Below are 23,044 nucleotides of genomic sequence, written 5' to 3'. Positions count from 1 at the left end.
GAGAACAGAAATCAGTTGCCGGGAACACGTAGGGAAAAAACCAGCTCGCCAGCAAGGGCCTTCCCCAGGTTTTCAGCGATTAGTGCCGGGTCGTCCTCTTTCACGAAATAGCCTGTGGCTCCGGCGCGAAATGCCTCACGGATTTTGTCAGCCCTGGTTAGTACGGAAATCATAATCACGGCTGATGTTGGGGATAAAACGTGGAGTCTTCGAACCAATTCAATCCCATTCATGCCTGGCATACTAATATCCACTAAAAAAACTTGCGGTTGTGCGGTCTCATCTTGATTCAAGCGCGCTAACGCCTCCGAGGCTGTTCCGACCGTCCAGGAAACCGTAATCCCATCAACCCGGCCCAACAATGTCTTCATTGCGTCTCGGGCGAATGCATCATCATCGATAATCGCTACGCGCACAAAACCATACTAGCCCACGTCGGGAGGGGCTTACCTCGCTATCCCATCCTGCTATCTCACCCAATCGGGTGAGCCTTGAGGGTGATGTGCAGGGGTTTGACAATCCCTAACCTTGAAAGTATCCGCTTCAAAGAGCTGTATGCGCTTTCTGTTCAGAAAGGAAAATCATTATGAAGTTCGTTAGTAGTATGGTCGCTGGTATCGGAATCACAGCAATGGTTCTTACTAGCGTGTCTCAAGTTACCGCCGTTCCCGCCTCGGCATCACCTCGAAGCCTAACGTCCGTAAACAACACTGCCTCCGTAAACGGTTTCACTTTGTGGACCGGGACTCAGGGAAGAAAGATTCAGCAAATTGGAGGGAGTCTCCGTTTGGTATTAGCACCGGGAGATACCGTTGAAATCACACCAAACGGAATGAACGCTCTATGGAATAACCGAGAGGGTGTCACCTTGGTTTCGTTTGACGCAAAAATCATGTTCTCTTCCGATAAAGCCAGCATTAAATTCGATGAAAACAGCTCTACCCTTTACGCCGTAACACACGATGAAAACAGTGATGGCAGTGGTACTAGGTATGGTTGTGCCAACAAGTGGGTAGCATGGGGATGGACCGTTGCCTGGACAGGTCTCGTCTGTGTCCCCTTCGGGATTGCCACAGGAGGAGTTGGCGGCTTTGCTTGCGGAGCCGCTGGTGGGGCGATCGGAACCGCGATTTCTTGCTAGGAGGCGGCGCAGGATGAAAGATACGTCGAAAATTAAGTTCATGCGGATGGGGGAATCCGCTTCTTTTGGGGCAATGCTGACTTTGATTACGGCTGTGATGTTTACCGTCAAGTCGGTTGACATTCCGATTTGGGCCTGGATTATCGAATTTGTGATATTGAGCGGAATCGCTTTTGTCATCCCACGTCAACCTCACACCGTAACCCCCGAGCAAAAACGGCTCTTGATATTTTCCTCGATTACCGCAGTTTTGCTAATCATTGCCCTGGTTGTCATTATTGCCGTGAGCTAACTTTTCCTCCAGACTTTGCGGGGATGAGCACCCATCATGCTAAGTTAACCGGGGAAAACACACGCTCACGAATACGTTTTGCCAGAGCACTAGACAGACATGTAAACCCGATAATCTCTAAAATCCTCACAATTATCGAGTTGACGTACAGTTCTCGGTTGTATCCAGACGCGCAGCGACACGCACAGCGGCGAATCCCCGCAACCCACAGACCTGGGCAAACACAATATATAGGGGTTCAATTGAGCCATGCGCACAATATATAGTTGATTTATCCAAATACCCCCCTAGAGTATTTTCTTGTGTTCTCCGCACTGGGAGATGAGGAGATGAAAGGAAAACAGATGACTGCGACGAAACCAGAGACGACCCCCGTATTTGAAACCAATCCACGCCACCACATGATTGACCCCTTGGAAACTGTGGATGAGTACCTGAGCCAAGCAGACTGGCGGGTCAACGCCAACGCTAACCAGGGCTACTCAGTAGGCGGACTAATCCTGAATGCGGCGGGCAAGATGGTCGCCAACTACTGGCTGGACAAGGTTTATCCCGCCGCTGCCGGACACGCCCACCGCGACGGCGACTTCCACATTCACGACCTGGATATGTTTGCCGGATACTGTGCCGGCTGGTCGCTGAAACAGCTGCTGCAACAGGGTTTCAACGGGGTCAGCGGGGCGATTGCTTCCAATCCACCGCGGCATTTTTCCTCGGCCTGCGGGCAAATCGTGAACTTCCTGGGCACGCTGCAAAACGAGTGGGCTGGCGCCCAAGCATTCTCTAGCTTTGACACCTATATGGCACCTTTCGTCCGCCTGGACGACATGACGTATGCCGACGTCAAACAGTGTATGCAGGAACTCATCTACAACCTGAACGTACCGAGCCGCTGGGGCAGTCAGTGTCCGTTCACGAACCTCACTTTTGACTGGACCTGCCCACCGGACCTGCGCGACGAAGTACCGCTCGTAGGCGAGGAACTGTGCGACTTTGCCTACGGGGACCTGCAGGCTGAGATGGACATCATCAACCGCGCCTACATGGAGGTCATGACCGAGGGGGACGCGGACGGGCGCGTGTTCACTTTCCCCATTCCGACCTACAACATGACCAGGGATTTCGATTGGGATTCCCCGAACGCCAACCTGCTGTTTGAGATGACGGCAAAATACGGGCTGCCCTATTTCCAGAACTTCATCAACTCGGAGCTGGACCCCGGTCAGATTCGCTCCATGTGCTGTCGATTGCAGCTCGACCTGCGGGAACTGGTCAAACGCGGTAACGGGCTGTTCGGTTCGGCAGAACAGACCGGGTCTATCGGGGTGGTGACCATCAACCTGGCACGTTTGGGTTATCTGCACAAGGGCGACGAGGACGGTTTGCGTGCCCGCTTGCGTGAACTCATTGAGTTGGCTTCGGTGACTTTGGAACGCAAGCGCGTCACCATCCAGTACCACATGGACCACGGTCTGTTCCCCTACACGAAACGCTACCTGGGGAATCTGGATAACCACTTCTCGACCATCGGGGTCAACGGCATGAACGAGCTGATTCGCAACTTCACCGATGACGCTTATGACATCACCGATCCGCGTGGGCACGCCCTGGCAGCTCGGATCCTGGACGGGGTGCGCGAACAGATGGTAGAACTGCAAGAAGCCACCGGACACATGTACAACCTGGAGGCGACCCCCGCCGAGGGCACCACGTACCGCTTGGCAAAAGCCGACCGGAAACGTTTCGGGGACAAAATCCTGCAGGCAGGCACGACCGAAAACCCCTACTACACGAACTCTTCGCAGCTGCCTGTCGGGTTCACGAACGATCCGTTCCTCGCCGAGGAACTGCAAGAGGAACTGCAAACCAAGTACACCGGCGGCACCGTGCTGCACCTGTACATGGGCGAGGCCGTGTCCAGCGCGGAGGCCTGCAAACAGCTGGTGCGCCGCTCCCTGACCACCTGGCGCACGCCCTACATCACCATCACGCCAACGTTTAGTATCTGCCCGACGCACGGCTACATTTCTGGCGAACACTTCACCTGCCCGCAATGCGAAGCGAAGGGTCGGCACCAGGAATGCGAAGTCTGGACGCGGGTTATGGGCTACTTCCGTCCGGTCCAGTCCTTTAACATCGGCAAGAAGGGCGAGTTTGCCGAACGGCAGTATTTCAATGAGTCCGCAGCGGCGTCCCACGGGGAGCTGCGCTCGCACCTGGCAGAAGCGACCTTGGTTTAGCTCTAAAGACTGAATCTGCTACCCAGGTAATCCGACTGGGTTACCTGGGTCATGCATTTAATCAAGAAGGAGCGCCCATGTCCACAGCAGTTACGGATAGCACCGCGGTCAGCCCGCTCACGGGTTTGGTCATCGCGGGGGTGACGCCGTTTTCCACGGTAGATTGGCCGGGAAAATTGGTGGCATCCGTGTTCCTGCAGGGATGCCCCTGGAACTGCGGATATTGCCAGAATGTTGCCATCATTGACCCGCGGGCGCCTGCCGGTTACCAGGAGGCAGACTTGTGGGAGCTGCTGGGGCGGCGGCGCGGTTTGCTGGACGGGGTGGTGTTTTCCGGAGGGGAGCCGACTCGCCAAGCAGCACTGACGCCCGCCGCCCAGCGGGCGCGTGACCTCGGCTTTCTGGTGGGGTTGCACACCGGGGGAGCCTACCCGAAGCGTCTGGAACAGCTGCTGAATGCCGGGTTGCTCGATTGGGTCGGTTTGGACGTAAAGGGTCTGGCACAAAACTATCCACAAGTGGTGGGGCGTCCCCAAGCGCATCGCGCCGGCACAGACGCTTGGCGGGCTTTGGACCTGGTGTTGGCAGCGCATCGCGCGGGAACGCTGTCAGACTATGAGGTACGCATCACCGCCTATCCCGGAACTGATCCGCGCGATACGAATCCCGCAGCCCTCCCCGCCTTAGCCCAGGCTCTGCATGAGCGCGGGGTGGAATGCCTAGCGGTGCAACAGGCTCGACCAGACGGTACACGCCCGGAATTTCAAGAGCTTTGCGCCCAAAATCATGCGAAATCCTTTGCGGTTGACTTGGCTCGCCAAGCTGAAGAACTCACCGGGATGTTTACACATTTCACTTTTCGCGGAACCGCCGGCTGATCCCACAACCCTCGCCAAACCCCAAGGTACACATGGAAAGACGCGAATTTATGGAATAATGACCGTATGGATGAACTACGCTCCCAGGCTAGTGACCCGTCTACTCCCGGTTTGGATCTACAACAGCTGGCTACCAATGCGGAACTACGCCCTTTAATCGCGAAAAACCCCGCGGCATATACGGGACTGCTCGATTGGCTCGTGAACAAAAAAGAACCCGAAGTCCTCGCCGCCCTGCGTGAGCGGCAAGCGGCTTTTGAAGCTGGTCAAATCATGCCCATGCCTTCCCTACCCCTGCCCGAACCGTCTGCGTCACCAAGCCCCCGCGAATCGGCAACCCCCACAGCTCAGGAAACTCCCGAGACAGTCGAACCCACCTCCACTGATACACCGCAACCGACCACCCTGGTGCCTGAGGCAGCCACGGATTCCACCACCGGGGAAACTCCCGGAAGTCCCCACCGCACTTCAATACTGGGGCAAAACCCCGCAGAAACCACAGTCTTGCCGCCGATAAACGCCCCCATATCCAGCCCGGTAGCGGCTCCCGGTCTGCCTCCGTCTTTCCCCCCCAATGCCGCACCAAGCCAAAACTTGGGAACCGGATACTATGGCGCGATTCCCGCCGCAGCGACACCAACTCAATACCTGGCTCCCGTTAGCGGTAACGCCCCGATGATGGCTCCTGTCCCCGAACCCTATCTGCCAGCGGAAAAGCCAAAATCCAACGCTGTGTTGTGGGTCATTTTCATCATCCTGCTGCTTGCAGTGATAGGGATGGGTATCGCGGTAACCTTGGTGCTGACCGGGGTTATTGGTGATGATTCCCCTCAGACTGACACGAACTCCCCAAGCACCGCCAGTGAAGCTCCCACCGCCACAGAAAAGGCTCCCGCCCCAGCCAACGCCCAAAACATCCAGTCTTTTGTCACCGAAACCGGAGACTCCACCTGCCGGGTAGACGGCGAAGAACTCATCTGCCAGGTGCGCAACCTGGTCAGCACCGCGGCAGGCTGCACGCCAAAACAGGATTCTTTGGTCATCAGCATGAAAGACGGCGACCCAAACGTCACCTGCCAGCCCAATCAGAACTATTCCCCCAGCGGAGACACGATTCTTCACGATACTGCCATGACGTATCAAAATTTCGCCTGTCAATCGAAATATACCGGCACTGAATGCTGGAACAAGATGACCGGCAAAGGCTTTTTCTTTGCCAAGCAGGACTACCATCAGCAAGACGCCCCCGCGCGATAAGCAAACATATTCAGGAGAAACATGCCTAACTGGGAGGAATTCGACACCTGGGAACCGACCCAGGATTACCCTTCTGCGCCCCCGGCACGTTCCTCCTCCCTGGGCGAGCCCCCGAGCCGCCACCTGCCCCCCGCCCTAGGTGCGGCGTCTCGCCCCGAGCGCGATTCAGGATCTAGCCTGGCGGATACCCACGCTGCTAGCTTTTTTGAAGAGTTTTCCGCCGCTGCCGAGGCGGCTGGTGCCGCCAGCGCCAACCAGATACCGCAACTGCCCTACGGCGATAATCCGGGGATTGCTGCCCTGCTGGCCAATGCCCAAAACATGCTGAACGCGGACGGTTCGCAGCACCAAGATCCTCCTTTCACCCCGTCAGCAGCTGCGGATACTCCGGAATTCCACGCCGCGGAAGTCCCCGACGCGATGCGCGCGGATTTCGACACCCCCCTGGCTCCGGGAGAACCCGCCAGCCCCCCTACCCCCACCACCCCACCGGCACGAACCACGAGTCCCACGGGGCGCAAACCCACGCAGCGCCGACCCGAACCGGTCCATTCCGAAGGGTGGAAATCTTTAGTGTCCGGATGGGACGAAATGGGCGGGACCAGCGCTGCCACCGCCTCACCCCGAACCGGTGCTCCGGGGACCGGCGCTCGTCCTCTCTCGAAAACGCACCAGACTTCCCCACGCGCCGCGGCACACCCGGACACTGACTGGGAACGCCTAAAAGCGGTATCCCCGCGCACTCCGCAAAAAACTTTGGGCACCCCACCCTCACGGGCAGATTTATCTGAACCACGCTGGAAGTCCCTCACTGCCCAAACTCCAGAGGGACCCTCCAAGTTACGGTTGCGTCGAGTTGGTACGGGAAGCTCCGAACCGCGTCCGAGCGACGGTATTTCGCCGCTGGTAGTCCTGGCAGGAGGAATCATCCTGTCCCTGGTCAGCGTGGGAATCGGGGTGAGCGCAGGGATGAACCTGGTGCCGCGTCCGACCGTGACCGTCACAGCTACCCCCAGAGACTTCGCCAAACCGAACTCGAACAATCCAGACTCCATCGGAAACGCAGACCCCTCGGAGGACCCCGCTGCCGGGACCGCCGGGGGACTGAGCGGACTGAAAGTCGCCCTTGATCCGGGACACAATGGCGGTAACGCCGCCGCTTGGCAGCAAATCGGGACGAATGTTCCCGACGGACGCGGTGGTCAAAAACCCTGCAACACGACCGGCACTGCTACCGCTGACGGCTACACCGAACACGAGTTCAACTGGAAGATTGCGAACGCCCTAAAGACCAAACTGGAGGCAGCGGGAGCCACCGTGTTCCTGACGCGTGATTCCGATCAGGGCGTGGGTCCGTGCGTGGACGCCCGCGGTCAGTTTGCGCAAAAGGTCGGGGCGGACGTGATGGTGTCTATTCACGCCAACGGAACCACGGACACGGCTCAGCACGGATTCTTCGTGATGATTTCAGAGCCGCCCCTGAATGAGGCTCAAAAACAGCCCGCCTCAGATTTGGCTACCAAACTGGTGAAGTCTCTGCAAGAGGGCGGATTCACGCCCCAGTCCGGCGGGTCTATCAGCAGCGGGATATGGAAACGTTCCGATGTGGCGACATTGAATTTTTCGGAGGTGCCCGCCGCAATGGTGGAGCTTGGAGAGATGCGTAACCCGGCTGATGCTGCCCTGATGAAGTCAGATACCGGTCAGGAACGCTACGCCCAATCCTTGTTCGACGGTTTAAAGGCGTGGGCAGAGGCAGCCCGACCGGCATCGAAACCTGCCCCGGCAGCTTCGGGTACGACAGCGGCGACATCGCCGCAGTCTCCCGCTGCGGGGTCGCCCTCCCCGGCTGCCCCTACTGGCGGACAGTAGCAGCCGGGCGGCAAACCGCACCTCCGTTATGCTTTAATTAACCAGTCTTTGGAATATGAGGGGAAAATGAGCGATAAGAACAAATCTGTGGAACGCAGCGCCGCTAACGTGTGGGCTTTGAAAATTATTGGTGTCCTAGCTGTTTTGGTGCTTTTAGCCATCGCGTTTTTCCTGGGGCGCACCACGGCTCCGGGAGCGAACACCCCCGCAGCCTCCCCCAGCAGCCCGCAAAAAACCACTGCCGGTGGCGCCACTGCTGGTGACGCGCAAAAGGCCGTGGCAGATTTCGTGGCGCAAACGGGCTTGGTCCCCGGTCAAGACTTCGCCTCCTCCGTCACGAACGAGGGCGGGCTAAAAGCCATGAAAATCCTGCGAGACGGGGCGGATGAGCCCGAACGCACCCTCGGGAAGCCCGACGCCCCGGTGACACTGACTGTATTGAGCGATTTTTCCTGCCCGATGTGTACCAGCTGGGGCAACGATACGCTGCCGAAACTGCAAAAATACGTAGATGACGGCACTCTCAAAATCCAGTGGCACAACATGGTCATTTTCGCTGACCAATATCAATCCGATATAGCCGCCAAGGCTTCAATTGCGGCAATGAAACAGGGCAAACTGTGGGATTTCGTGCGGGCAGCCTACCACACCGCGCCAGAGGGAGAGCACCCCACTTATGACGAAAACAAAGTCATCCAAATCGCTCAATCCATCGGCATCACTGACTTGGGTCGGTTCAAGACCGATATGAACTCCCCCGAAGCACAAGCCACCGTTTCCGAGGAAACCGATTCCGGGCATTCGGTAGGTGTCAACGGCACGCCGTTCTTCGTGCTGGGCGATTCCACGATTTCAGGAGCCTATCCGATTGAATACTTTGAGCACTCTATCGAGTACCAAAAGTTCCTGGCTACCAAATAGGACCTGGTCACCAAGCGATTCAGGTTTCAATCTCACAGCGGACCGTTAGACCCGCGGGGAAGGACGCAAAATGGACTCAGTGACCTTCGCGGTGGCGTATGCCGGAGGGATTCTGACCCTATTTTCACCCTGTTCCGCCCTGCTGATTCCGTCTTTCTTTTCTTACGCTTTTTCGTCAAAGACTAAGTTGGCGTCCCGCACCGCCGTGTTCTTCCTGGGGCTTATGGCGGGATTACTGCCCACCGGAGCCGCCTTTGGGGCACTCGGGGCGATGTTGAACGCGAAACTGCGCGGTCTGACGGTGTGGGCGGGGCTGGTCATCGTCCTGTTCGGTTTGTGGCAAGCCTTGGCGCTGCCGGTACCGAACTTTGGTCGACTGCGCACCCGCTGGCAGGTCTGGAAATGGCAACGCGCCACGCGACAAGCTCAAGTTTCAAACCCGTCCCCGCGGGAGGGACACGTCCCGGTGGAACGCACCGCACCGGCAGCGATTTTCCTGTTAGGGCTGACTTACGGAGTCGCCGCAACCGGCTGTCAAGCCCCCATCTTGGGCTCCATCCTCGCTTTCAGTGTCAGCGGTGGCTCTCCCGTGACCGGATTCTTTACCATGTTCGCCTTTGGCGTGGGCATGTTTACCCCGGTCGCGGTGCTGTCATTCGTATGGAACCTGATTCCGAATCGAGTGCTGCGCCCGCGCCCCATCAAGGTTTTGGGGCGCGATTCCACGCTCGGAAACTTGGTTTCCGGGCTGCTGATTACCCTGTTAGGTCTGGTCATGGCGCTGTCGGGTCCCGGTGGTCTGGCAACTTCCCTGCTGACTGCCAGCGCCCAATCAAATCTGGAGTTTGCGGTACAACGCACCCTCGCGGGAATTCCCAACTGGCTGTTCTGGCTGCTGGCCGCGCTGCTGGCCGCCTTCGTGACAGTTTATCTGTGGGGAAAGCGCCGCCCCTACCCTTCTGACGACACCGCGGCCGACTCTGCCTCCTGAAGTTTCCCACCCTCACCGGCGCAAACAGGTAGGATTTAGGCGTGAGCAGAGACGAAGTGGAACGCGTCTTCGTAGGACGCCTGGGGGGAACCGCCGTTTTTGATCCCATTGGGGATCCGGTGGGAAAAGTGTATGACGTGGTCGTTTTGCTGCACCGTCGACCGCCCGTCGCTGTAGGTTTAGTGGTGGAAGTCACGCGCGCCCACCGGGTTTTCGTGCCTATCACCCGCGTCACTGCCATCAAATCCGGCGCCGTCATCACGACCGGGCTGGTGAACTTACGTCGTTTCCAGGCTCGCCCACTGGAAACCTGCGCGATTCAAGACGTTTTGGATCGAATCGTGACGTTAAAGGACGGTTCGGGTCAGGCACAGATTCTGGATTTGGCAATAGAACGGCAAAAGGACCGGACTTGGGCAGTAACGGAACTTTACGTGGCGCGGGCGCGCCGGGGGGCTTTCCGCACCCGGCTCGGGGAAACCTTGCATGTCGGAATCGACGAAGTCACTGGTTTATCAGTCGGGGGCGCCGATCAAGCAGCGGATTCCCTGCTGGCCACTTTGGGAGACATGAAACCTGCCGATATGGCTGACGCGCTGCACGATTTGTCTGATTCCCGGATGCTTTCGGTCGCTTCCCAGCTGCCGGATAGCCGCCTGGCTGACATCCTAGAAGAGTTGGAGGAAGACGATCAGGTAAAGATTGTTTCCTCCCTGGAACCGGCGCGAGCCGCCGACGTGTTGGATGTCATGCAGCCCGACGACGCTGCCGACCTGGTGGCAGAACTTCCGCGAGAAGTCGCGGCTAACCTGCTGGAACTGATGGAGCCGGACGAAGCGAAAGACGTGCGGCGTCTGCTGGCTTACGATGAAGAAACAGCTGGCGGTCTGATGACTACCGAGCCGGTGGTACTGGCTCCCGACGACACGGTTGCCACCATGCTGGCGCATGTGCAGCGCCGCGACATACCTCCCGCGCTGGCAGCCATCGCCATGATTGCCCGCCCGCCCCTGGAGACGCCCACCGGCAAATTTATCGGGGTCGTACACCTACAACGAGCCTTGCGGGAACCGCCCCACGTCATGCTGGGAAACATCGTCGACACCGACCTGGAGGCCGTCACCCCGGATCGTTCGGTGGACTACCTGACACGTACTATGGCAACGTACAACCTAACGGCTATCCCGGTCGTGGGACCAGTTTCCGGTTCCCTGCTGGGCGCCGTCTCGGTTGACGACGTTTTGGACCACCTGCTGCCGGATGACTGGCGGTGGGATGACCGCGCCGAAGCGGAAGAAGCCGCCATTGCGGAGGCCGAAGCCGCTGCCGCCAACGATGAGGAAACCGCACAAGACACCGGTGCTGCCTTGGCTTCAGACGATGCGGAAGGCGCCCCCAGTGACGAGGATGACGCCACGGTCACGATTCTCCCGACGAACGCCCTCGTGACGAATCCCGACCGGGCCCCGCAGTCACTGCCAGAAACCGGGAAAAAGGCAGGTAAGGAGGTCAACCCCCATGTCTAAGGGATTGGAGACCCCCACCGACGGACGTCGCGGAGTGTTCGGGTGGCGGCGGCGCTCCCAGATGGGCGCCCAGGATCGTTCGCTATTCACCAGGGTGGCAGAGAGCACTGCCCGGTTCATGGGTACCTCCAAGTTCATCCTGTGGATGACCGTCTTCGTGGGGGTCTGGATTGCCGCGAACCTGGTGTTGACCCGTTCCCTGGGGGATAACCCGTGGGATCCCTATCCGTTTATCCTGTTGAACCTGATGTTTTCCACCCAGGCTTCCTATGCCGCACCGCTCATCATGTTTGCGCAAAACCGGCAGGATGACCGCGACCGCGTTATTGCCGAGCAGGACCGTCAGCAGGCTGCCCGAACCTTGGCTGATACGGAATACCTCACCCGTGAAATTGCTGCCCTGCGTTTGGCAGTATCCGAGCTGGCGACCCGCGATTTTGTGCGTTCCGAAATCCGTGACCTGCTCGATGAGCTGGAACAGCGCACCGCTGATTCCTCCGAAGAACCAGACGACACGTACTCTGACGCGAATCCTGTGCAGCGCTGACGGTTTACCTGCCCTGGGCACACAGTGAGTTTGCGCCCAGTGAAATCCTCTTAGGTAAAATGGTTGGCATGAGTCCAAAGAAATCTGCTTCACACGCCCCGAAAGGCAGTGGCGGGGTACGCCGGCACCGCTTGAAAGGCAAGGGACCGACCCCGAAAGCTGCTAATCGTCCTTATCACCAGGCATACCGTGACCGTCTGGAGGCGGAACGCAAAGCCACGCATACCTCGGGAGTGACCCAGCGGGCTGCTGCAAGAGACAGGTACCGTCCCAACACCGCTGCTGACAGCGAAATCATTTTCGGACGCAACCCGGTCGTCGAAGCCGCTGCCGCCGGGGTGCCGCTGAAACGCTTGTTCGTTTCCGCTTCGCTCATGAAAGATGAGCGCCTGTCCAAAGTGGTGCAGCGCGGGGCTGCTTCGGGAGCAAAGCTGCAAGAATGCTCCCCCGCCGACCTGGACCGTATCACCGCGGGAGGAACCCATCAAGGAATTGCGGCAGAAATCGCCGCTTACAATTACGCCGAGGTCATGGATTTGTGGGACCGCGCGGTGACTCGGGCTAAATCTGAGCCGAATCATCCCCCCCTATTGATTGTGCTAGACCAGGTCACTGACCCACACAACCTGGGAGCGACGCTGCGTTCCGCGGCGGCTTTTGGAGCTGACGGGGTCATTATTGGCGAGCACCGGTCAGCTTCGGTCACCGCTGCCGTGTGGAAAGTTTCCGCGGGGGCGGCGGCGATTGTGCCCGTCGCTAAAGCGCGAAACCTGACTCATGCCTTGCAGCAGCTGCAGGCGGAGGGGGCTTTCGCTATCGGTTTGGACGGCGGGGGGGACGTGGATTTGCCCGACTTGAAGCTGGCGGATCAGCCCCTGGTGGTCGTGACCGGCTCGGAAGGCAAAGGGATTTCCCGGCTGGTGCGCGAGACCTGCGACCAGATTGTGTCCATCCCCATTGATAAACGCATGGAGTCGCTAAACGCCGCTGTCGCTACCGGCATCGCCCTGTACCAAATCGCCGCCCTGCGGGGTTAGACGAGCTGAGGCTGCCGCGAAATTGGGTATGCCGTGCACGAATGACCGTTTTCATCGCGCCTTAAGCTTGCTGCACGCCACTCAAATCGCTACAACATGCGGTTTTAGACCTCGCACGTCGCGCCAATCCCATAATTTGTCTTGAAATCGGTCATTCGTGCATGCGCCACGACTACTGCACCAAACAGCACCGAACCAGTAGACTTAGCTCATGAAGATTTTTGATTCCGCCACGCATGAAGTCCGCGACTTTGTACCGGTCACACCGGGGAAAGTGGGGCTCTATCTGTGCGGACCAACTGTGCAAGGGGCTCCTCACCTGGGACATTTGCGCGCCGCGCTGAACTTCGACGTGCTGGTGCGGTGGTTGCGCCGGCGGGGATACGCGGTAACTTACGTGCGTAACGTCACGGACATTGACGACAAGATTTTGGCTAAATCAGCCGCTGCCGGCGTGCCGTGGTGGGAGCTGGCGGCACATTTCGAGCGGGAATTCGACTTTGCGTACCGGGCTTTGAACACCGTGCCCCCGACCGTGACCCCGCACGCTACCGGGCATATTCCCCAACAGATTGCGCTGATTGAGCGCTTACTTGAGCGGGGTCACGCCTACAGCGACACGAACGGCAACGTGTACTTCTCGGTCACGTCCCTGCCGGACTACGGCGCGCTGACGAACCAGCCGGTTAGCGAACTCGCTTCTACCGAGGACGAGTCCCAAATCGACACCGCCACCGAGACGGGCAAGCGCGACCCGCGTGACTTTGCCCTGTGGAAAGCCGCAAAAGACGACGAACCCAGCGACGCAGCTTGGGATGCGCCCTGGGGACGCGGGCGTCCCGGCTGGCACCTAGAATGCTCCGCCATGAGCCAGGCCTATCTGGGCGACACGTTCGACATTCACGGAGGCGGGCTGGACCTGCGCTTTCCCCATCATGAAAACGAGATGGCACAGTCGCACGGAGCTGGCTGGGGATTTGCCCGCTACTGGATGCACAACGCCTGGCTGACGCTCAAGGGCGAAAAAATGTCGAAGTCTGTCGGCAACGTAGTCGGGGTACGCCGCCTGCTGGAGGATTGGGATCCGGCAGTGGTGCGGATGTCCGTGGTCACCACGCACTATCGGACGAATCTGGAATACTCCGAGGATTCCTTGAAACAGGCGGCTTTGTTGTGGGACAAATTCACCAGTTTTCTCCTGCAAGTTCCTCGGTCCGTCCCGGCGGAGACGGCGGCTCCAGAGGTTCGCAATGTCTATGGCGACGTCAATCCAGACCTCGCCCGGCAACGCGAACTCGCTGCGGTCGAGTTACCTGATGACTTTGTGGCAGCTCTGGACGATGACCTGAATGTTCCCGGCGCTCTGCCCGCGCTGCACCGCACATTAAAAACCGGTAAAGCGGCTTTGAACAGCGGAGACACGACAGGCGCTCAGCAGGAAGCCCTGCAATTGCGCGCCATGTTAGACGTGTTCGGTCTGGATCCACACGACCCGGCTTGGGTCGCGTCTGTATCCGCGGCCGAGACTCCTGGCACTGCGCCCAACCCCACAGAGACCCCAAACGACAGCCTAACAGCGCTGGTCACCGCCCTTTTGCAGCAGCGTGGTGAGGCGAAAGCGCAGCGAGATTGGGGTCGTGCCGACGCGATTCGTGACCTGTTGCAAACCCACGTCGCCCCGGTGGTGGACACCCCTGCCGGCGTCCAGTGCGGTTCGGTCACGTTCAGCTAGTCTCGTGAAGCAGGTCAGACTGTGAAAACACACGATTTTACCGCGGGAATCAAGGCGGGACTTCCCATCGGGCTGGGCTATTTCGCAGTGTCCATCGCCATTGGTATTTATTGGGCACAGGGTCACTTGCCGCCACTCTCTTCGGCTATTTTTTCCCTCACTAATGTGTCCTCTACCGGTCAGTTTGCGGGCATATCTATCATTGCTGCCCATGGCGGTCTGGTGGAGCTAGCTATAACCACATTATTGGTGAATTTACGCTACCTGTTGATGAGCACCTCCCTGTCTCAACGCCTGACCAGCACCAACCCGCATCCAGTCGGGACCTGCAAGCGGATGTTGCTGGGGCTCGGCGTCACCGACGAGATTTATGCCATTAACATTGGTCGCGCCCATGTCGGTTTCGCTCATTATGCGGGTTCGATGATTCTGCCCTTTTTAGGCTGGGTCGGGGGTACTCTGGTCGGAGCGTTTGCCGGTACGGGGCTGCCTAAATCGGTCGAAAACGCGGCGGGGATTCTGCTCTATGCCATGTTTATCGCGATTGTCATCCCCCCGTTTAAACAGTCCTCGCGGGTAAAAATCGTGACCGCAATCGCAGCAGGGACTTCAATCACACTCACTTTTGCCCCCCTCGTGTCCCAGCTGTCCTTGGGCTGGCGCATCATTATCGCTACCTTGGTGGCAGCGGGACTAGGGGCCACGTTCTTTCCGCCCCAGGAGTCGGCAGCGAACCGGGATCATTCCGACAGCACAACCGGGAAAGCAGGGGAATCATGAGCTACATACCCGCGGCTATCCTGGTGACCGCGCTGGTCACCTATGCTTTGCGCACTCTGCCGCTGCTGGTGTTGCGCCGAGACATCAAGTCCCCCTGGGTGAATTCTTTCCTGTATTACGTGCCGTGGGCAGTATTGGCAGCCATGATTATTCCCGCTGCTTTCCTGTCCACCGGTTCCTTGATTTCCGCAGTGTTGGGCATTGGGGTGGCACTGGTGCTGTCCTGGCGAGGACAGTCGCTGTTTGTTGTGGCTGTCGCGGCGGCGGTCACGGTGTGGGTGTGTGAGGTCGCACCAGGATTCCTGTCCGCGCTTTCGTGAATTCGCTAATGCCCCGCCACGCCAGAAACCAGGACCAAATGCCCTGTTACAGGCAAACCGCTGTGGAAGAATGAAACTATGACATACAAACTTGTGTTGCTCCGCCACGGCGAGAGCGAATGGAATGCAAAAAACCTGTTTACCGGGTGGGTTGACGTGCCTTTGAGTGAAAAGGGGCGCGCCGAAGCTACCCACGGCGGTGAGCTGCTTAAGAAGGAAGGCATCCTGCCTGACGTCTTACACACTTCCCTGCTGCGCCGCGCGATTATGACCGCTAACTTGGCATTGGACGCGTGCGACCGGCACTGGATTCCGGTGCACCGCTCGTGGAGATTGAACGAACGGCACTACGGTGCCCTGCAGGGCTTGAACAAGAAAGCTATCCGCGATGAATACGGCGAGGATTTGTTCATGCAGTGGCGCCGTTCCTATGACGTGCCGCCGCCCCAGATTGAACTCGGTTCCGAGTTTAGCCAGGACGCCGATCCACGTTACGCCGGCGAGCCGATTCCGCGGGCGGAATGTCTCAAGGACGTGCTGGAACGTGCTCTGCCCTACTGGAAGGATGCAGTCATCCCAGACCTTAAGACCGGCAAGACCGTCATGGTGGCAGCCCACGGCAACTCGCTGCGCGCCATTGTGAAGCACTTGGATTCCATCAGCGATGATGAGATTTCGGGTCTGAACATTCCCACCGGGATTCCGCTGTACTACGAGCTGGGCGGAGACTTTAAGCCTGTCTCGCACGGTCGCTACCTGGATCCGGATGCAGCCGCCAATGCGATTAAAGCAGTGGCGAATCAGGGCAAATAGTCCCTCAAACAACTGTTTGGGGCGCTTCGGTCTGCCGAGGCGCCCCATTTTTGTGGCTCGTGGGTGGTTTGCGGAGCGGGCTGGAGGTTCCGCGGTCCCATTCACCCGGTCAGCGTGTGACGCAGAAGGTCGGTGGGTCAGGCTAGTGGGAGACGTCGCTCACCGGTCGGGCTGGAGTTTGCTCGGATCCGCCTGCGGGGCCGCGCAAACCCGGAAACATACCGGGAGTGTCGCCACTTTTCCGCGAGTTTCCCGGCGTGTCGCGAATTCTAGAATTCGGTACCCCGCGACGGTTCTGCCAGAATCCCACGACGCGACACTTCATAGACCGGAGGATCCAGCAGTTCCGCCTCAGTTCCGTGCAAAGCCGCCAAATCCGCAGCTTGTGAAGCCACCACCCGACGCGCCGCCCGGACTGCTTTTCGTTTCACCGGAGCGTTTGTTAGGTCAATGCCTTGTTTCTTTTTACGCCCGGACTTCTTTTTTCTCTTCGGTTCAATCATTGTTACCTCGGTAAATTATCGTGCATTGGCGGGCTTTTTTCGCACCATTGCGCCAAAAGAGGACACACTTTTAATTGCTCTTTACCACAAAATTGTGATAAGATAAGTATATCCACCTCAAAAACGGGAGATTTTCAATATGACATTTAAGGTTGGAGAAACCGTCGTTTATCCCCATCATGGGGCTGCCACGATCGAAGAGATCATAACCCGAGTTATTGGAGGTGTGGAACGCGAATATCTCAAGCTCCGTGTAGCCCAAGGCGACCTCACCATCCAGATTCCATCCGAAAACGTCGAGATGGTTGGCGTCCGCGACGTCGTTGACGAAGCCGGACTGGAACACGTCTTTGAGGTGCTGCGCGCCAAAAAGACCGACGAGCCGTCCAACTGGTCGCGTCGCTACAAAGCCAACGTGGAAAAAATCGCTACCGGCGACGTGGTAAAAGTTGCCGAAGTCGTGCGTGACCTGTCCCGCAGGGACTCGAACCGTGGACTATCCGCCGGTGAAAAGCGGATGTTGACCAAGGCACGTCAGATTCTGGTTTCCGAACTGGCATTGGCTGAAAAGACCAATGAAGAGGACGCTTCGCTGCGTCTGGACGAAGTCTTGGCTTCCTAAAACACCATAACTTTTACAAATAATAGTTGGAGGAAAACCTCCAACTATTATTTTTTGTCCGCTGTGCCCGTTTGTAGGCTGTGCCCGCCCTACTCGGTCGGTTGGTAAAGTCCGCGCACGCGGGTCGTATTTTGCACGAAAACAATACCGTTTCCGGGCTGGCGCAAATCCAAAGTCTCGTAAATCGTATCCACAATCTGCGGGGTATTCGCCTGGTCAGCCAAAATCATCACCAACTCTTTTTCCGGTTCGATACCCATCCCAAACAGGGTAGCGGTTTCGTGAACCCCGGAACCGCGCGCATTAATAATCGTCCCACCGTGCGAGCCAGCCTGCACCGCCGCGTCGATAACCTCTTCGGCGTGGCCTTTTTCCACAATGGTCAATATCGCCTGAATCATGAGTTTTCCTTCTTTCCGTGGCTGGTATCAGCCAGTTGATGCCCTGCCGCGAGGGCAGCAGCGCGGGGGGTCGATTTTGCACAAGCGGTAGGGGACGCGAGAGAGTCGTCGCCCTCAGTCGGGGCGGGGCTCGCCCACGGGTCTTTGGCACGCAAGTTCGTCCGGCGCCGGGCGCGAGCCTGGAACACGACACCGAGCAGCTGAATCACAATCGGAGGCATCAACGCGACCATAGTGATGAGTCCCAGACCATCCTCCACCACATCCGCTGTGGGCGTGCCGGCAGCTGCACCCTGCGCAAAAGCCAACACAAACGTGGTCAACATCGGTCCGGGCGCCACCCCGCCACCGTCAAAAGCCAGCCCGCCGAACAGTTCTGAAGACACAAACGCCAGCCCGACCGCCACCAGGTATCCCGGCAGCAGCAGGTGCCACAGCTCTAAACTGGGCACTACCAGGCGCAACGTAGACAGCAGTACTGCCAAGCCTACACCTAGTGCCATCGCTGCCATCACCGCAGAGGCACGCACCGAACCCGAAGTGACCTCCTGGACCTGCTCCGTCAGGACGTGCACTGCCGGTTCTGCCAACACCGCCAGGAAACCCAGCGCGAAAGCAATGGTCAGCAGTAACGGCGCGCTGCCGTGAAGTGCCAAGCTCACCCCGATAGTGCGCCCCACATCCATGAAACCACCATTGGCGCCGGTCAGGAAGAAAGTCAGCCCCAAAAACGCCATGACGATACCCGCAATGACGCTTCGACGCACGGACTTGTGCAGTTTGAAAACCGTGACGTTTCCAATCAAAAACAGCGCCAAAAGCGGAGCGAGGGCGAGACTAACACTGCGGGCTTCCATCGGGAAATGCCGCACCAGCGGTTCAAATAAATGGGTGGTGTCAGGGGTCAGGGTCGGTCCAGTGCTCGGCAGGGCGCCCAAGTGCAGCAAGATAGACGTGATTTGCAGCGCCAGAATCGCCCCTACACAAGCAATCGCCACCAGCCCGAAAGCGTCCGATTCGCTACGCGCCGAGTCACGTTTCAGGGACGCCACCCCGGTCGCGAAAGCCAACACGACCGGCACCGTGAGCGGTCCGGTCGTGGCACCGGAGGCGTCGAAAGCAATCGCCAGATATTGCATCGGAGCTACCAACGCCAGCAGCGCCACCAGCGCATAAGACCCCAGCAGCACCCAGCGCAGTTTCCAGCCTCGCAGAATCCGCACCATGCCCAGACACAGCAATACTGCCAGCCCAGCTGAAACCACCACAATCAGCAGGATGGAGGACACGACTCCGCTGGTCAGCGTGTTGACCTGCGCCGCATAGATGAGAATATCCGGCTCTGCCATGGTCAACAGGAAACCCAGCACAAACGTGACGGTCATGACCACCGTCACCCGTCCGGACTTCACCACGGTAGAGGACATAATCCGTCCAATAGGGGCGATACCAACCTCGACCCCCAGCAAAAACAGCGACAGTCCGACGATAACCGCGACGGCACCCAATCCGAAACGTGGCAGCAGCACGCCCGGCAAGGGAACTACTGTGAGATGCATCAGCACCACAACACCGGCAATGGGCAGGACCGATTTGGTCGTTTCCCAGAGCTTTGCGGTTAAGGTATTCATCTATGCTCCCTGGTACAGCCCGCTGACGGCAACCACATTTTGGGTGAAAAGGATACCGTGGTTCGGTTTTTCCAAATCGAGACGCTGGTCGATGGCTTCCTCTATTTGAGGGGCAGTCTGGGCAGGGGCGAGCATAAATACAATGTCTTTTTCCGGTTCGATTTCCATGCCCAGCACCAGTTCGGTTTGGGCTACTCCCGAGCCGCGTCCGGCGATGATAGTACCTCCGCGAGAGCCGGCACTTTGCGCCGCCTCAACTACGTCTTCCGCCCGACCGTGCTCCACGATTGTGGTGATGAGTTGCCACTGTGTAGGTTCCGTGGCGTGATCTGCGGGGGGTTCGGGCCAACGTTCGATGGCGGACGTTCCCGCGATACCCTCCATTTCAACCGCAAAAGCGATACCCCGGTTGGGTTTCTCGAAATGGAAACGTTTTGCCAGGGCGCCCATCGCGGTTTTGGCAGTAGCGGTGTCCGCTCCCATGATGAGGACTTCTTTGCGGGAATCCACCACGCCGATAGCGTTGAGCCACTTATTTTTGATGGTGCCCCGTCCCAGCATCACCGTCGCGCCACGAATCCCGTGTTTTTTCGCCTCAGCAATAACTTTGGAGGCCATCTGGTCATTGACCACCACGTACAGTAACACGGCGTCTTTGTGCCAGTCTTTCTCAAGCATGGGAAACCTTCCTTGTCTTAGAAGAATATATTAGTCCGAGAATTTGAATGGTAATCAGCGGCGTCATGGCTACCGTGGCAATCACTCCCAGTCCGTCCACCACCACATTTGCCCCCGGCGTCCCCGCTGCCGCCCCCTGGGCAAAAGCTAGGACGAAAGTGGCAGTCATCGGACCGGACGCCACCCCGCCAGAATCAAAAGCGATACCGGTAAACAGCGACGGGGCGTAACGCATCATCACGATTGCCACGGCATATCCCGGCAACAGGATGTGCCACAGCTCCAGTGTGGGCACCAGGACCCGCGCAGTAGACAGCACGACCGCCACGCCCACCCCTAGTGCCAGCGAGAACATCACCGCTTTGCGGCGCACCGCCCCTGCCGTAACATCCTCTACCTGATCCATCAGCACATAAACTGCCGGCTCCGCCAGAATCGTCACTATCCCCAGCAGGAATGCCACTGCCAGCAGCAGGGCGGGAGGCTGGTTAGCTGCCAACGTTTCGCCAATGGTACGCCCCACGTCCATGAAGCCCGCGTTGACCCCGGTCAAGAAAACCACCAATCCGGCATAGGAAAACACGAGGCCCCAGATGATACGGCGCAGTTTCGCCACGTTCAAGGGGAAAAACTTTGCCACAGCACCCACCACGAATGCGGTCAGAATCGGAGCCAGTCCGAGCGCCACATCGCGAACCTGACGCGGAGCTTCTTGTGCCAACGCCGCAAGGGGACTGAGATCCAACACTTCCGGGGCAGGAATGTCACGAGGAATCTGACCCAGTTGAAATATGACCGCAGTGACCAACACTGCCAAAATTGCCCCCGCGGAAGCAATCCCCACCAGCCCAAACGCATCGGCTTCTCCGCTGCGGGAATCCTTTTTCATCGCAGAGACGCCTGCCGCCATCGCCAAGATGAACGGCACGGTCAATGCCCCGGTAGTGGCTCCGGAAGCATCGAAAGAAATTGCGAGGTACTCAGTGGGGGCAAAAAATCCCAGGACCGCCACCAAAACATAAGCGCCCAGGAGAATCAATTTCAAGGGAACGGAACGGATGATGCGGACCATTCCGATGGTCAGGAGCACCGCTATCCCCAAGCTCACCACCAACACCAAAAAGAGCTTGCCCAGCATTCCGCCGGTAATCAGCTCCACTTGACCGCCATATATGTGCAGGTCAGGCTCAGCAACTGAAACAAACAGACCCAGCACAAAAGTCGCTGCTATCACGACTGCGAGCTTGCCGGATCGAGCGATAGCGTGACCCAGCAGCTGCCCGATGGGGGTCAGACCAATATCCACTCCCAGCAGGAATATCGCCAGCCCCACGATTATGGCTAACGTGCCCAAGGCGAAACGTGCCGGCAGTGAGCCTTCCAAGGGAACCAGCGTGAGTGCCAAAATCACGACAATGCCCACAATCGGTGTCACAGAGAGCAGCGTCTCTTTTAACTTTCGCAGCGGGGCAGAAAAATCAGCAAGCAACTTGGCTCCTCCATAGGGGCGGTTTTATGCCAGCCTATCAAGTTATTCCGCCAAAAAGTATCGCTCAGGCAGCGCGAGGTCTGGCGGAGTTCGGGGGGATGCCTCCGCCACCGCCCTCGCGTAAAACCGGCTTGTATTGCACGAATGACCGATTTCACGCCGATAAGTGCGGGCTCCACGCAACTAGAATCGCCATAACCTGCAGGTTTAGAAAACCGGGACTCAATGATGGTCCAAATTCTGGGTTGAAATCGGTCGTTAGTGCAACTATTCCGAAAAACCACAGAAGTTTTCACACCTAAACATGGCAGAAAATCCGGAGCATAGACACCGATTTCGGGCAACAAAATCTGGGGATACTCGCTGGGTTGTGAATATAAGGTGGGATTCGGGCAGTAGCTGCCATTATTGGCAGCTACTGCCCTATTTCCACTCTTAATACCACGAGCACCCCGAAATCCACCAACGAACAGCCCTTAAATTCTCAAAAACCGAGGATAAAGCCTATTTACGCGGCTCGGAGTGCCTGATATGGCACAGCGCAGAGAATTAATCGAACGCCAAAACTAGGGGAAAATTTTGGGGGTAAATTGGCATGGTGAGACTTTTTGTGGTGCTGACAGCGGCGGGGTCGGGCACTCGACTCGGCTGCGGCATGCCCAAAGCACTGGTTCCGGTAGCGGGTCGCCCGCTGCTGGAATGGGCTTTAAAAGGTCTGCCCAGCTGTGATTTTGTGGTTGTCAACGCCCCGTCGGCACAGCTCGACCGTTTTCAATCGGTGGTTTCCGGTTTCGACTTCCCCACTTTGGTCGTCCCCGGCGGTTCTTCACGACAAGGTTCCGTCGCAGCAGCCCTGCGCGCACTGATAAATGCGGTGGGCCCAGCACGAGACGATGACCTGGTCCTGGTTCACGACGCAGCCCGCCCTTTCACACCCTCCGCCGTGTTTGACCGCGTGGTGGCAGCTTTGCGAGACGGCCACCGAGCCGTGGTTCCTGCTCTGGCAGTCACCGACACAATCAAGGTCGTAGCTCCGCGGACCCGTCCCGACGAGCCTGTCGAGATCGTCACTACCACCCCAAACCGCGCGACTTTGCGCGCAGTCCAAACACCCCAAGGCTTTTACCTGCATGAGTTGGCTGCGCTACACGAGCGGTTTGCCGAGCGGGCGATTGCGGAGTCCACCGCGTTTTCCGACGATGCGGCGCTGTATGAAGCCACGAATCAACCAGTCGTAACCGTAGTTGGCGATTACGCCGCCTACAAAATCACCACCCCCGCCGATTTGACCCTCGCCGAATTCCAGCACTCCCCGCACCGCTGACGTCCCCACTCCTAAGCAACGAACACCCTGGATAACACGAGAAACTTAA

At 58.2% G+C, this 23,044-nt stretch carries 23 protein-coding genes; 17 read left to right on the top strand and 6 right to left on the bottom strand.

Annotated elements, in window-relative coordinates:
* Positions 1-11: 11 nt before the first annotated feature.
* Positions 12-416 carry a response regulator gene (locus HMPREF0573_RS09895; RefSeq protein WP_013188987.1) on the bottom strand — a complete coding sequence of 135 codons (405 nt, stop codon included), beginning with the start codon at positions 414-416 and terminating at the stop codon, positions 12-14.
* A 371-nt stretch (positions 417-787) separates the two neighbouring features.
* On the opposite strand from HMPREF0573_RS09895, the gene HMPREF0573_RS09890 reads away from it, so the two are divergent.
* The 15 genes from HMPREF0573_RS09890 (at position 788) to HMPREF0573_RS04040 (ending at position 16,347) form a co-directional block, all read left to right on the top strand.
* On the top strand, positions 788-1,141 hold the full coding sequence (locus HMPREF0573_RS09890) for a hypothetical protein (protein WP_236585804.1): 354 nt from the start codon (positions 788-790) through the stop codon (positions 1,139-1,141).
* A gap of 13 nt (positions 1,142-1,154) precedes the next feature.
* Positions 1,155-1,433, top strand: a complete 279-nt coding sequence (locus tag HMPREF0573_RS04105) for a hypothetical protein (protein ID WP_004007661.1) — start codon at positions 1,155-1,157, stop codon at positions 1,431-1,433.
* 344 nt (positions 1,434-1,777) lie between these two features.
* Positions 1,778-3,673, top strand: a complete 1,896-nt coding sequence (locus HMPREF0573_RS04100) for a ribonucleoside triphosphate reductase (RefSeq protein ID WP_049776694.1) — start codon at positions 1,778-1,780, stop codon at positions 3,671-3,673.
* 77 nt (positions 3,674-3,750) lie between these two features.
* On the top strand, positions 3,751-4,551 hold the full coding sequence (locus HMPREF0573_RS04095; protein ID WP_013188985.1) for an anaerobic ribonucleoside-triphosphate reductase activating protein: 801 nt from the start codon (positions 3,751-3,753) through the stop codon (positions 4,549-4,551).
* Positions 4,552-4,617: 66 nt separating this feature from the next.
* The gene (locus tag HMPREF0573_RS04090) at positions 4,618-5,808 is read left to right on the top strand and encodes a variant leucine-rich repeat-containing protein (RefSeq protein WP_013188984.1); all 1,191 of its coding nucleotides are present in this window, start codon (positions 4,618-4,620) and stop codon (positions 5,806-5,808) included.
* Between the two features lie 21 nt (positions 5,809-5,829).
* Positions 5,830-7,680, top strand: coding sequence for an N-acetylmuramoyl-L-alanine amidase (locus HMPREF0573_RS04085; RefSeq protein WP_004007665.1), 1,851 nt, complete (start codon positions 5,830-5,832; stop codon positions 7,678-7,680).
* Between the two features lie 66 nt (positions 7,681-7,746).
* Positions 7,747-8,601, top strand: coding sequence for a DsbA family protein (locus HMPREF0573_RS04080; RefSeq protein ID WP_004007666.1), 855 nt, complete (start codon positions 7,747-7,749; stop codon positions 8,599-8,601).
* A gap of 70 nt (positions 8,602-8,671) precedes the next feature.
* Positions 8,672-9,592, top strand: a complete 921-nt coding sequence (locus tag HMPREF0573_RS04075) for a cytochrome c biogenesis CcdA family protein (protein WP_013188983.1) — start codon at positions 8,672-8,674, stop codon at positions 9,590-9,592.
* A gap of 41 nt (positions 9,593-9,633) precedes the next feature.
* On the top strand, positions 9,634-11,118 hold the full coding sequence (locus HMPREF0573_RS04070; RefSeq protein WP_004007668.1) for a magnesium transporter MgtE N-terminal domain-containing protein: 1,485 nt from the start codon (positions 9,634-9,636) through the stop codon (positions 11,116-11,118).
* The gene (locus HMPREF0573_RS04065) at positions 11,111-11,665 is read left to right on the top strand and encodes a DUF1003 domain-containing protein (protein ID WP_004007669.1); all 555 of its coding nucleotides are present in this window, start codon (positions 11,111-11,113) and stop codon (positions 11,663-11,665) included. Before HMPREF0573_RS04070 ends, HMPREF0573_RS04065 begins: the two co-directional genes overlap by 8 nt.
* Before the next feature lie 59 nt (positions 11,666-11,724).
* The gene (gene rlmB, locus HMPREF0573_RS04060; protein ID WP_004007670.1) at positions 11,725-12,702 is read left to right on the top strand and encodes a 23S rRNA (guanosine(2251)-2'-O)-methyltransferase RlmB; all 978 of its coding nucleotides are present in this window, start codon (positions 11,725-11,727) and stop codon (positions 12,700-12,702) included.
* Between the two features lie 211 nt (positions 12,703-12,913).
* On the top strand, positions 12,914-14,434 hold the full coding sequence (gene cysS / locus HMPREF0573_RS04055; RefSeq protein WP_013188982.1) for a cysteine--tRNA ligase: 1,521 nt from the start codon (positions 12,914-12,916) through the stop codon (positions 14,432-14,434).
* A gap of 21 nt (positions 14,435-14,455) precedes the next feature.
* Positions 14,456-15,214, top strand: coding sequence for an AzlC family ABC transporter permease (locus tag HMPREF0573_RS04050; protein ID WP_013188981.1), 759 nt, complete (start codon positions 14,456-14,458; stop codon positions 15,212-15,214).
* On the top strand, positions 15,211-15,534 hold the full coding sequence (locus HMPREF0573_RS04045) for an AzlD domain-containing protein (protein ID WP_004007673.1): 324 nt from the start codon (positions 15,211-15,213) through the stop codon (positions 15,532-15,534). Before HMPREF0573_RS04050 ends, HMPREF0573_RS04045 begins: the two co-directional genes overlap by 4 nt.
* Positions 15,535-15,612: 78 nt before the next feature.
* The gene (locus HMPREF0573_RS04040; protein ID WP_013188980.1) at positions 15,613-16,347 is read left to right on the top strand and encodes a phosphoglyceromutase; all 735 of its coding nucleotides are present in this window, start codon (positions 15,613-15,615) and stop codon (positions 16,345-16,347) included.
* Positions 16,348-16,616: 269 nt separating this feature from the next.
* On the opposite strand, the gene HMPREF0573_RS04035 is transcribed toward HMPREF0573_RS04040, so the two are convergent.
* Positions 16,617-16,850 carry a hypothetical protein gene (locus HMPREF0573_RS04035; protein WP_004007675.1) on the bottom strand — a complete coding sequence of 78 codons (234 nt, stop codon included), beginning with the start codon at positions 16,848-16,850 and terminating at the stop codon, positions 16,617-16,619.
* Positions 16,851-16,989: 139 nt separating this feature from the next.
* On the opposite strand from HMPREF0573_RS04035, the gene HMPREF0573_RS04030 reads away from it, so the two are divergent.
* On the top strand, positions 16,990-17,472 hold the full coding sequence (locus tag HMPREF0573_RS04030) for a CarD family transcriptional regulator (RefSeq protein ID WP_004007676.1): 483 nt from the start codon (positions 16,990-16,992) through the stop codon (positions 17,470-17,472).
* An 89-nt stretch (positions 17,473-17,561) separates the two neighbouring features.
* Here HMPREF0573_RS04030 and HMPREF0573_RS04025 read toward each other — a convergent pair whose 3' ends face one another.
* From HMPREF0573_RS04025 to HMPREF0573_RS04010, 4 genes are read right to left on the bottom strand one after another with little or no spacing between them, the layout of a single operon-like run.
* Positions 17,562-17,873 carry a P-II family nitrogen regulator gene (locus HMPREF0573_RS04025; protein WP_004007677.1) on the bottom strand — a complete coding sequence of 104 codons (312 nt, stop codon included), beginning with the start codon at positions 17,871-17,873 and terminating at the stop codon, positions 17,562-17,564.
* Positions 17,870-19,504, bottom strand: coding sequence for a DUF1538 domain-containing protein (locus tag HMPREF0573_RS04020; protein ID WP_013188979.1), 1,635 nt, complete (start codon positions 19,502-19,504; stop codon positions 17,870-17,872). Before HMPREF0573_RS04020 ends, HMPREF0573_RS04025 begins: the two co-directional genes overlap by 4 nt.
* Positions 19,505-20,182: a P-II family nitrogen regulator gene (locus HMPREF0573_RS04015; RefSeq protein ID WP_004007679.1), complete on the bottom strand. Its 678-nt coding sequence runs from the start codon at positions 20,180-20,182 to the stop codon at positions 19,505-19,507.
* Positions 20,175-21,671 (bottom strand): DUF1538 domain-containing protein, encoded by a 1,497-nt coding sequence (locus HMPREF0573_RS04010; protein ID WP_013188978.1) that lies wholly within the window; start codon positions 21,669-21,671, stop codon positions 20,175-20,177. Before HMPREF0573_RS04010 ends, HMPREF0573_RS04015 begins: the two co-directional genes overlap by 8 nt.
* Positions 21,672-22,266: 595 nt before the next feature.
* Between HMPREF0573_RS04010 and HMPREF0573_RS04005 the strand changes: the two genes are divergently transcribed.
* Positions 22,267-22,995: an IspD/TarI family cytidylyltransferase gene (locus HMPREF0573_RS04005; protein ID WP_013188977.1), complete on the top strand. Its 729-nt coding sequence runs from the start codon at positions 22,267-22,269 to the stop codon at positions 22,993-22,995.
* The last annotated feature ends 49 nt before the right edge of the window (positions 22,996-23,044 follow it).

Origin of the sequence: Mobiluncus curtisii ATCC 43063, from assembly GCF_000196535.1 — a bacterium.
GTDB classification, from domain to species: domain Bacteria; phylum Actinomycetota; class Actinomycetes; order Actinomycetales; family Actinomycetaceae; genus Mobiluncus; species Mobiluncus curtisii.
Note: the sequence above shows the minus strand (reverse complement) of the source record. Positions and strands in the feature narration are given on the sequence as shown.

Bases quoted from the DNA above. Each gene is read 5' to 3' on its own strand.
- HMPREF0573_RS04105 (WP_004007661.1), top strand. From the start codon at position 1,155: ATGAAAGATACGTCGAAAATTAAGTTCATGCGGATGGGGGAATCCGCT.
- HMPREF0573_RS04100 (WP_049776694.1), top strand. From the start codon at position 1,778: ATGACTGCGACGAAACCAGAGACGACCCCCGTATTTGAAACCAATCCA.
- HMPREF0573_RS04095 (WP_013188985.1), top strand. From the start codon at position 3,751: ATGTCCACAGCAGTTACGGATAGCACCGCGGTCAGCCCGCTCACGGGT.
- HMPREF0573_RS04090 (WP_013188984.1), top strand. From the start codon at position 4,618: ATGGATGAACTACGCTCCCAGGCTAGTGACCCGTCTACTCCCGGTTTG.
- HMPREF0573_RS04085 (WP_004007665.1), top strand. From the start codon at position 5,830: ATGCCTAACTGGGAGGAATTCGACACCTGGGAACCGACCCAGGATTAC.
- HMPREF0573_RS04080 (WP_004007666.1), top strand. From the start codon at position 7,747: ATGAGCGATAAGAACAAATCTGTGGAACGCAGCGCCGCTAACGTGTGG.
- HMPREF0573_RS04075 (WP_013188983.1), top strand. From the start codon at position 8,672: ATGGACTCAGTGACCTTCGCGGTGGCGTATGCCGGAGGGATTCTGACC.
- HMPREF0573_RS04065 (WP_004007669.1), top strand. From the start codon at position 11,111: ATGTCTAAGGGATTGGAGACCCCCACCGACGGACGTCGCGGAGTGTTC.
- rlmB (WP_004007670.1), top strand. From the start codon at position 11,725: ATGGTTGGCATGAGTCCAAAGAAATCTGCTTCACACGCCCCGAAAGGC.
- cysS (WP_013188982.1), top strand. From the start codon at position 12,914: ATGAAGATTTTTGATTCCGCCACGCATGAAGTCCGCGACTTTGTACCG.
- HMPREF0573_RS04045 (WP_004007673.1), top strand. From the start codon at position 15,211: ATGAGCTACATACCCGCGGCTATCCTGGTGACCGCGCTGGTCACCTAT.
- HMPREF0573_RS04040 (WP_013188980.1), top strand. From the start codon at position 15,613: ATGACATACAAACTTGTGTTGCTCCGCCACGGCGAGAGCGAATGGAAT.
- HMPREF0573_RS04035 (WP_004007675.1), bottom strand. From the start codon at position 16,850: ATGATTGAACCGAAGAGAAAAAAGAAGTCCGGGCGTAAAAAGAAACAA.
- HMPREF0573_RS04030 (WP_004007676.1), top strand. From the start codon at position 16,990: ATGACATTTAAGGTTGGAGAAACCGTCGTTTATCCCCATCATGGGGCT.
- HMPREF0573_RS04025 (WP_004007677.1), bottom strand. From the start codon at position 17,873: ATGATTCAGGCGATATTGACCATTGTGGAAAAAGGCCACGCCGAAGAG.
- HMPREF0573_RS04020 (WP_013188979.1), bottom strand. From the start codon at position 19,504: ATGAATACCTTAACCGCAAAGCTCTGGGAAACGACCAAATCGGTCCTG.
- HMPREF0573_RS04015 (WP_004007679.1), bottom strand. From the start codon at position 20,182: ATGCTTGAGAAAGACTGGCACAAAGACGCCGTGTTACTGTACGTGGTG.
- HMPREF0573_RS04005 (WP_013188977.1), top strand. From the start codon at position 22,267: ATGGTGAGACTTTTTGTGGTGCTGACAGCGGCGGGGTCGGGCACTCGA.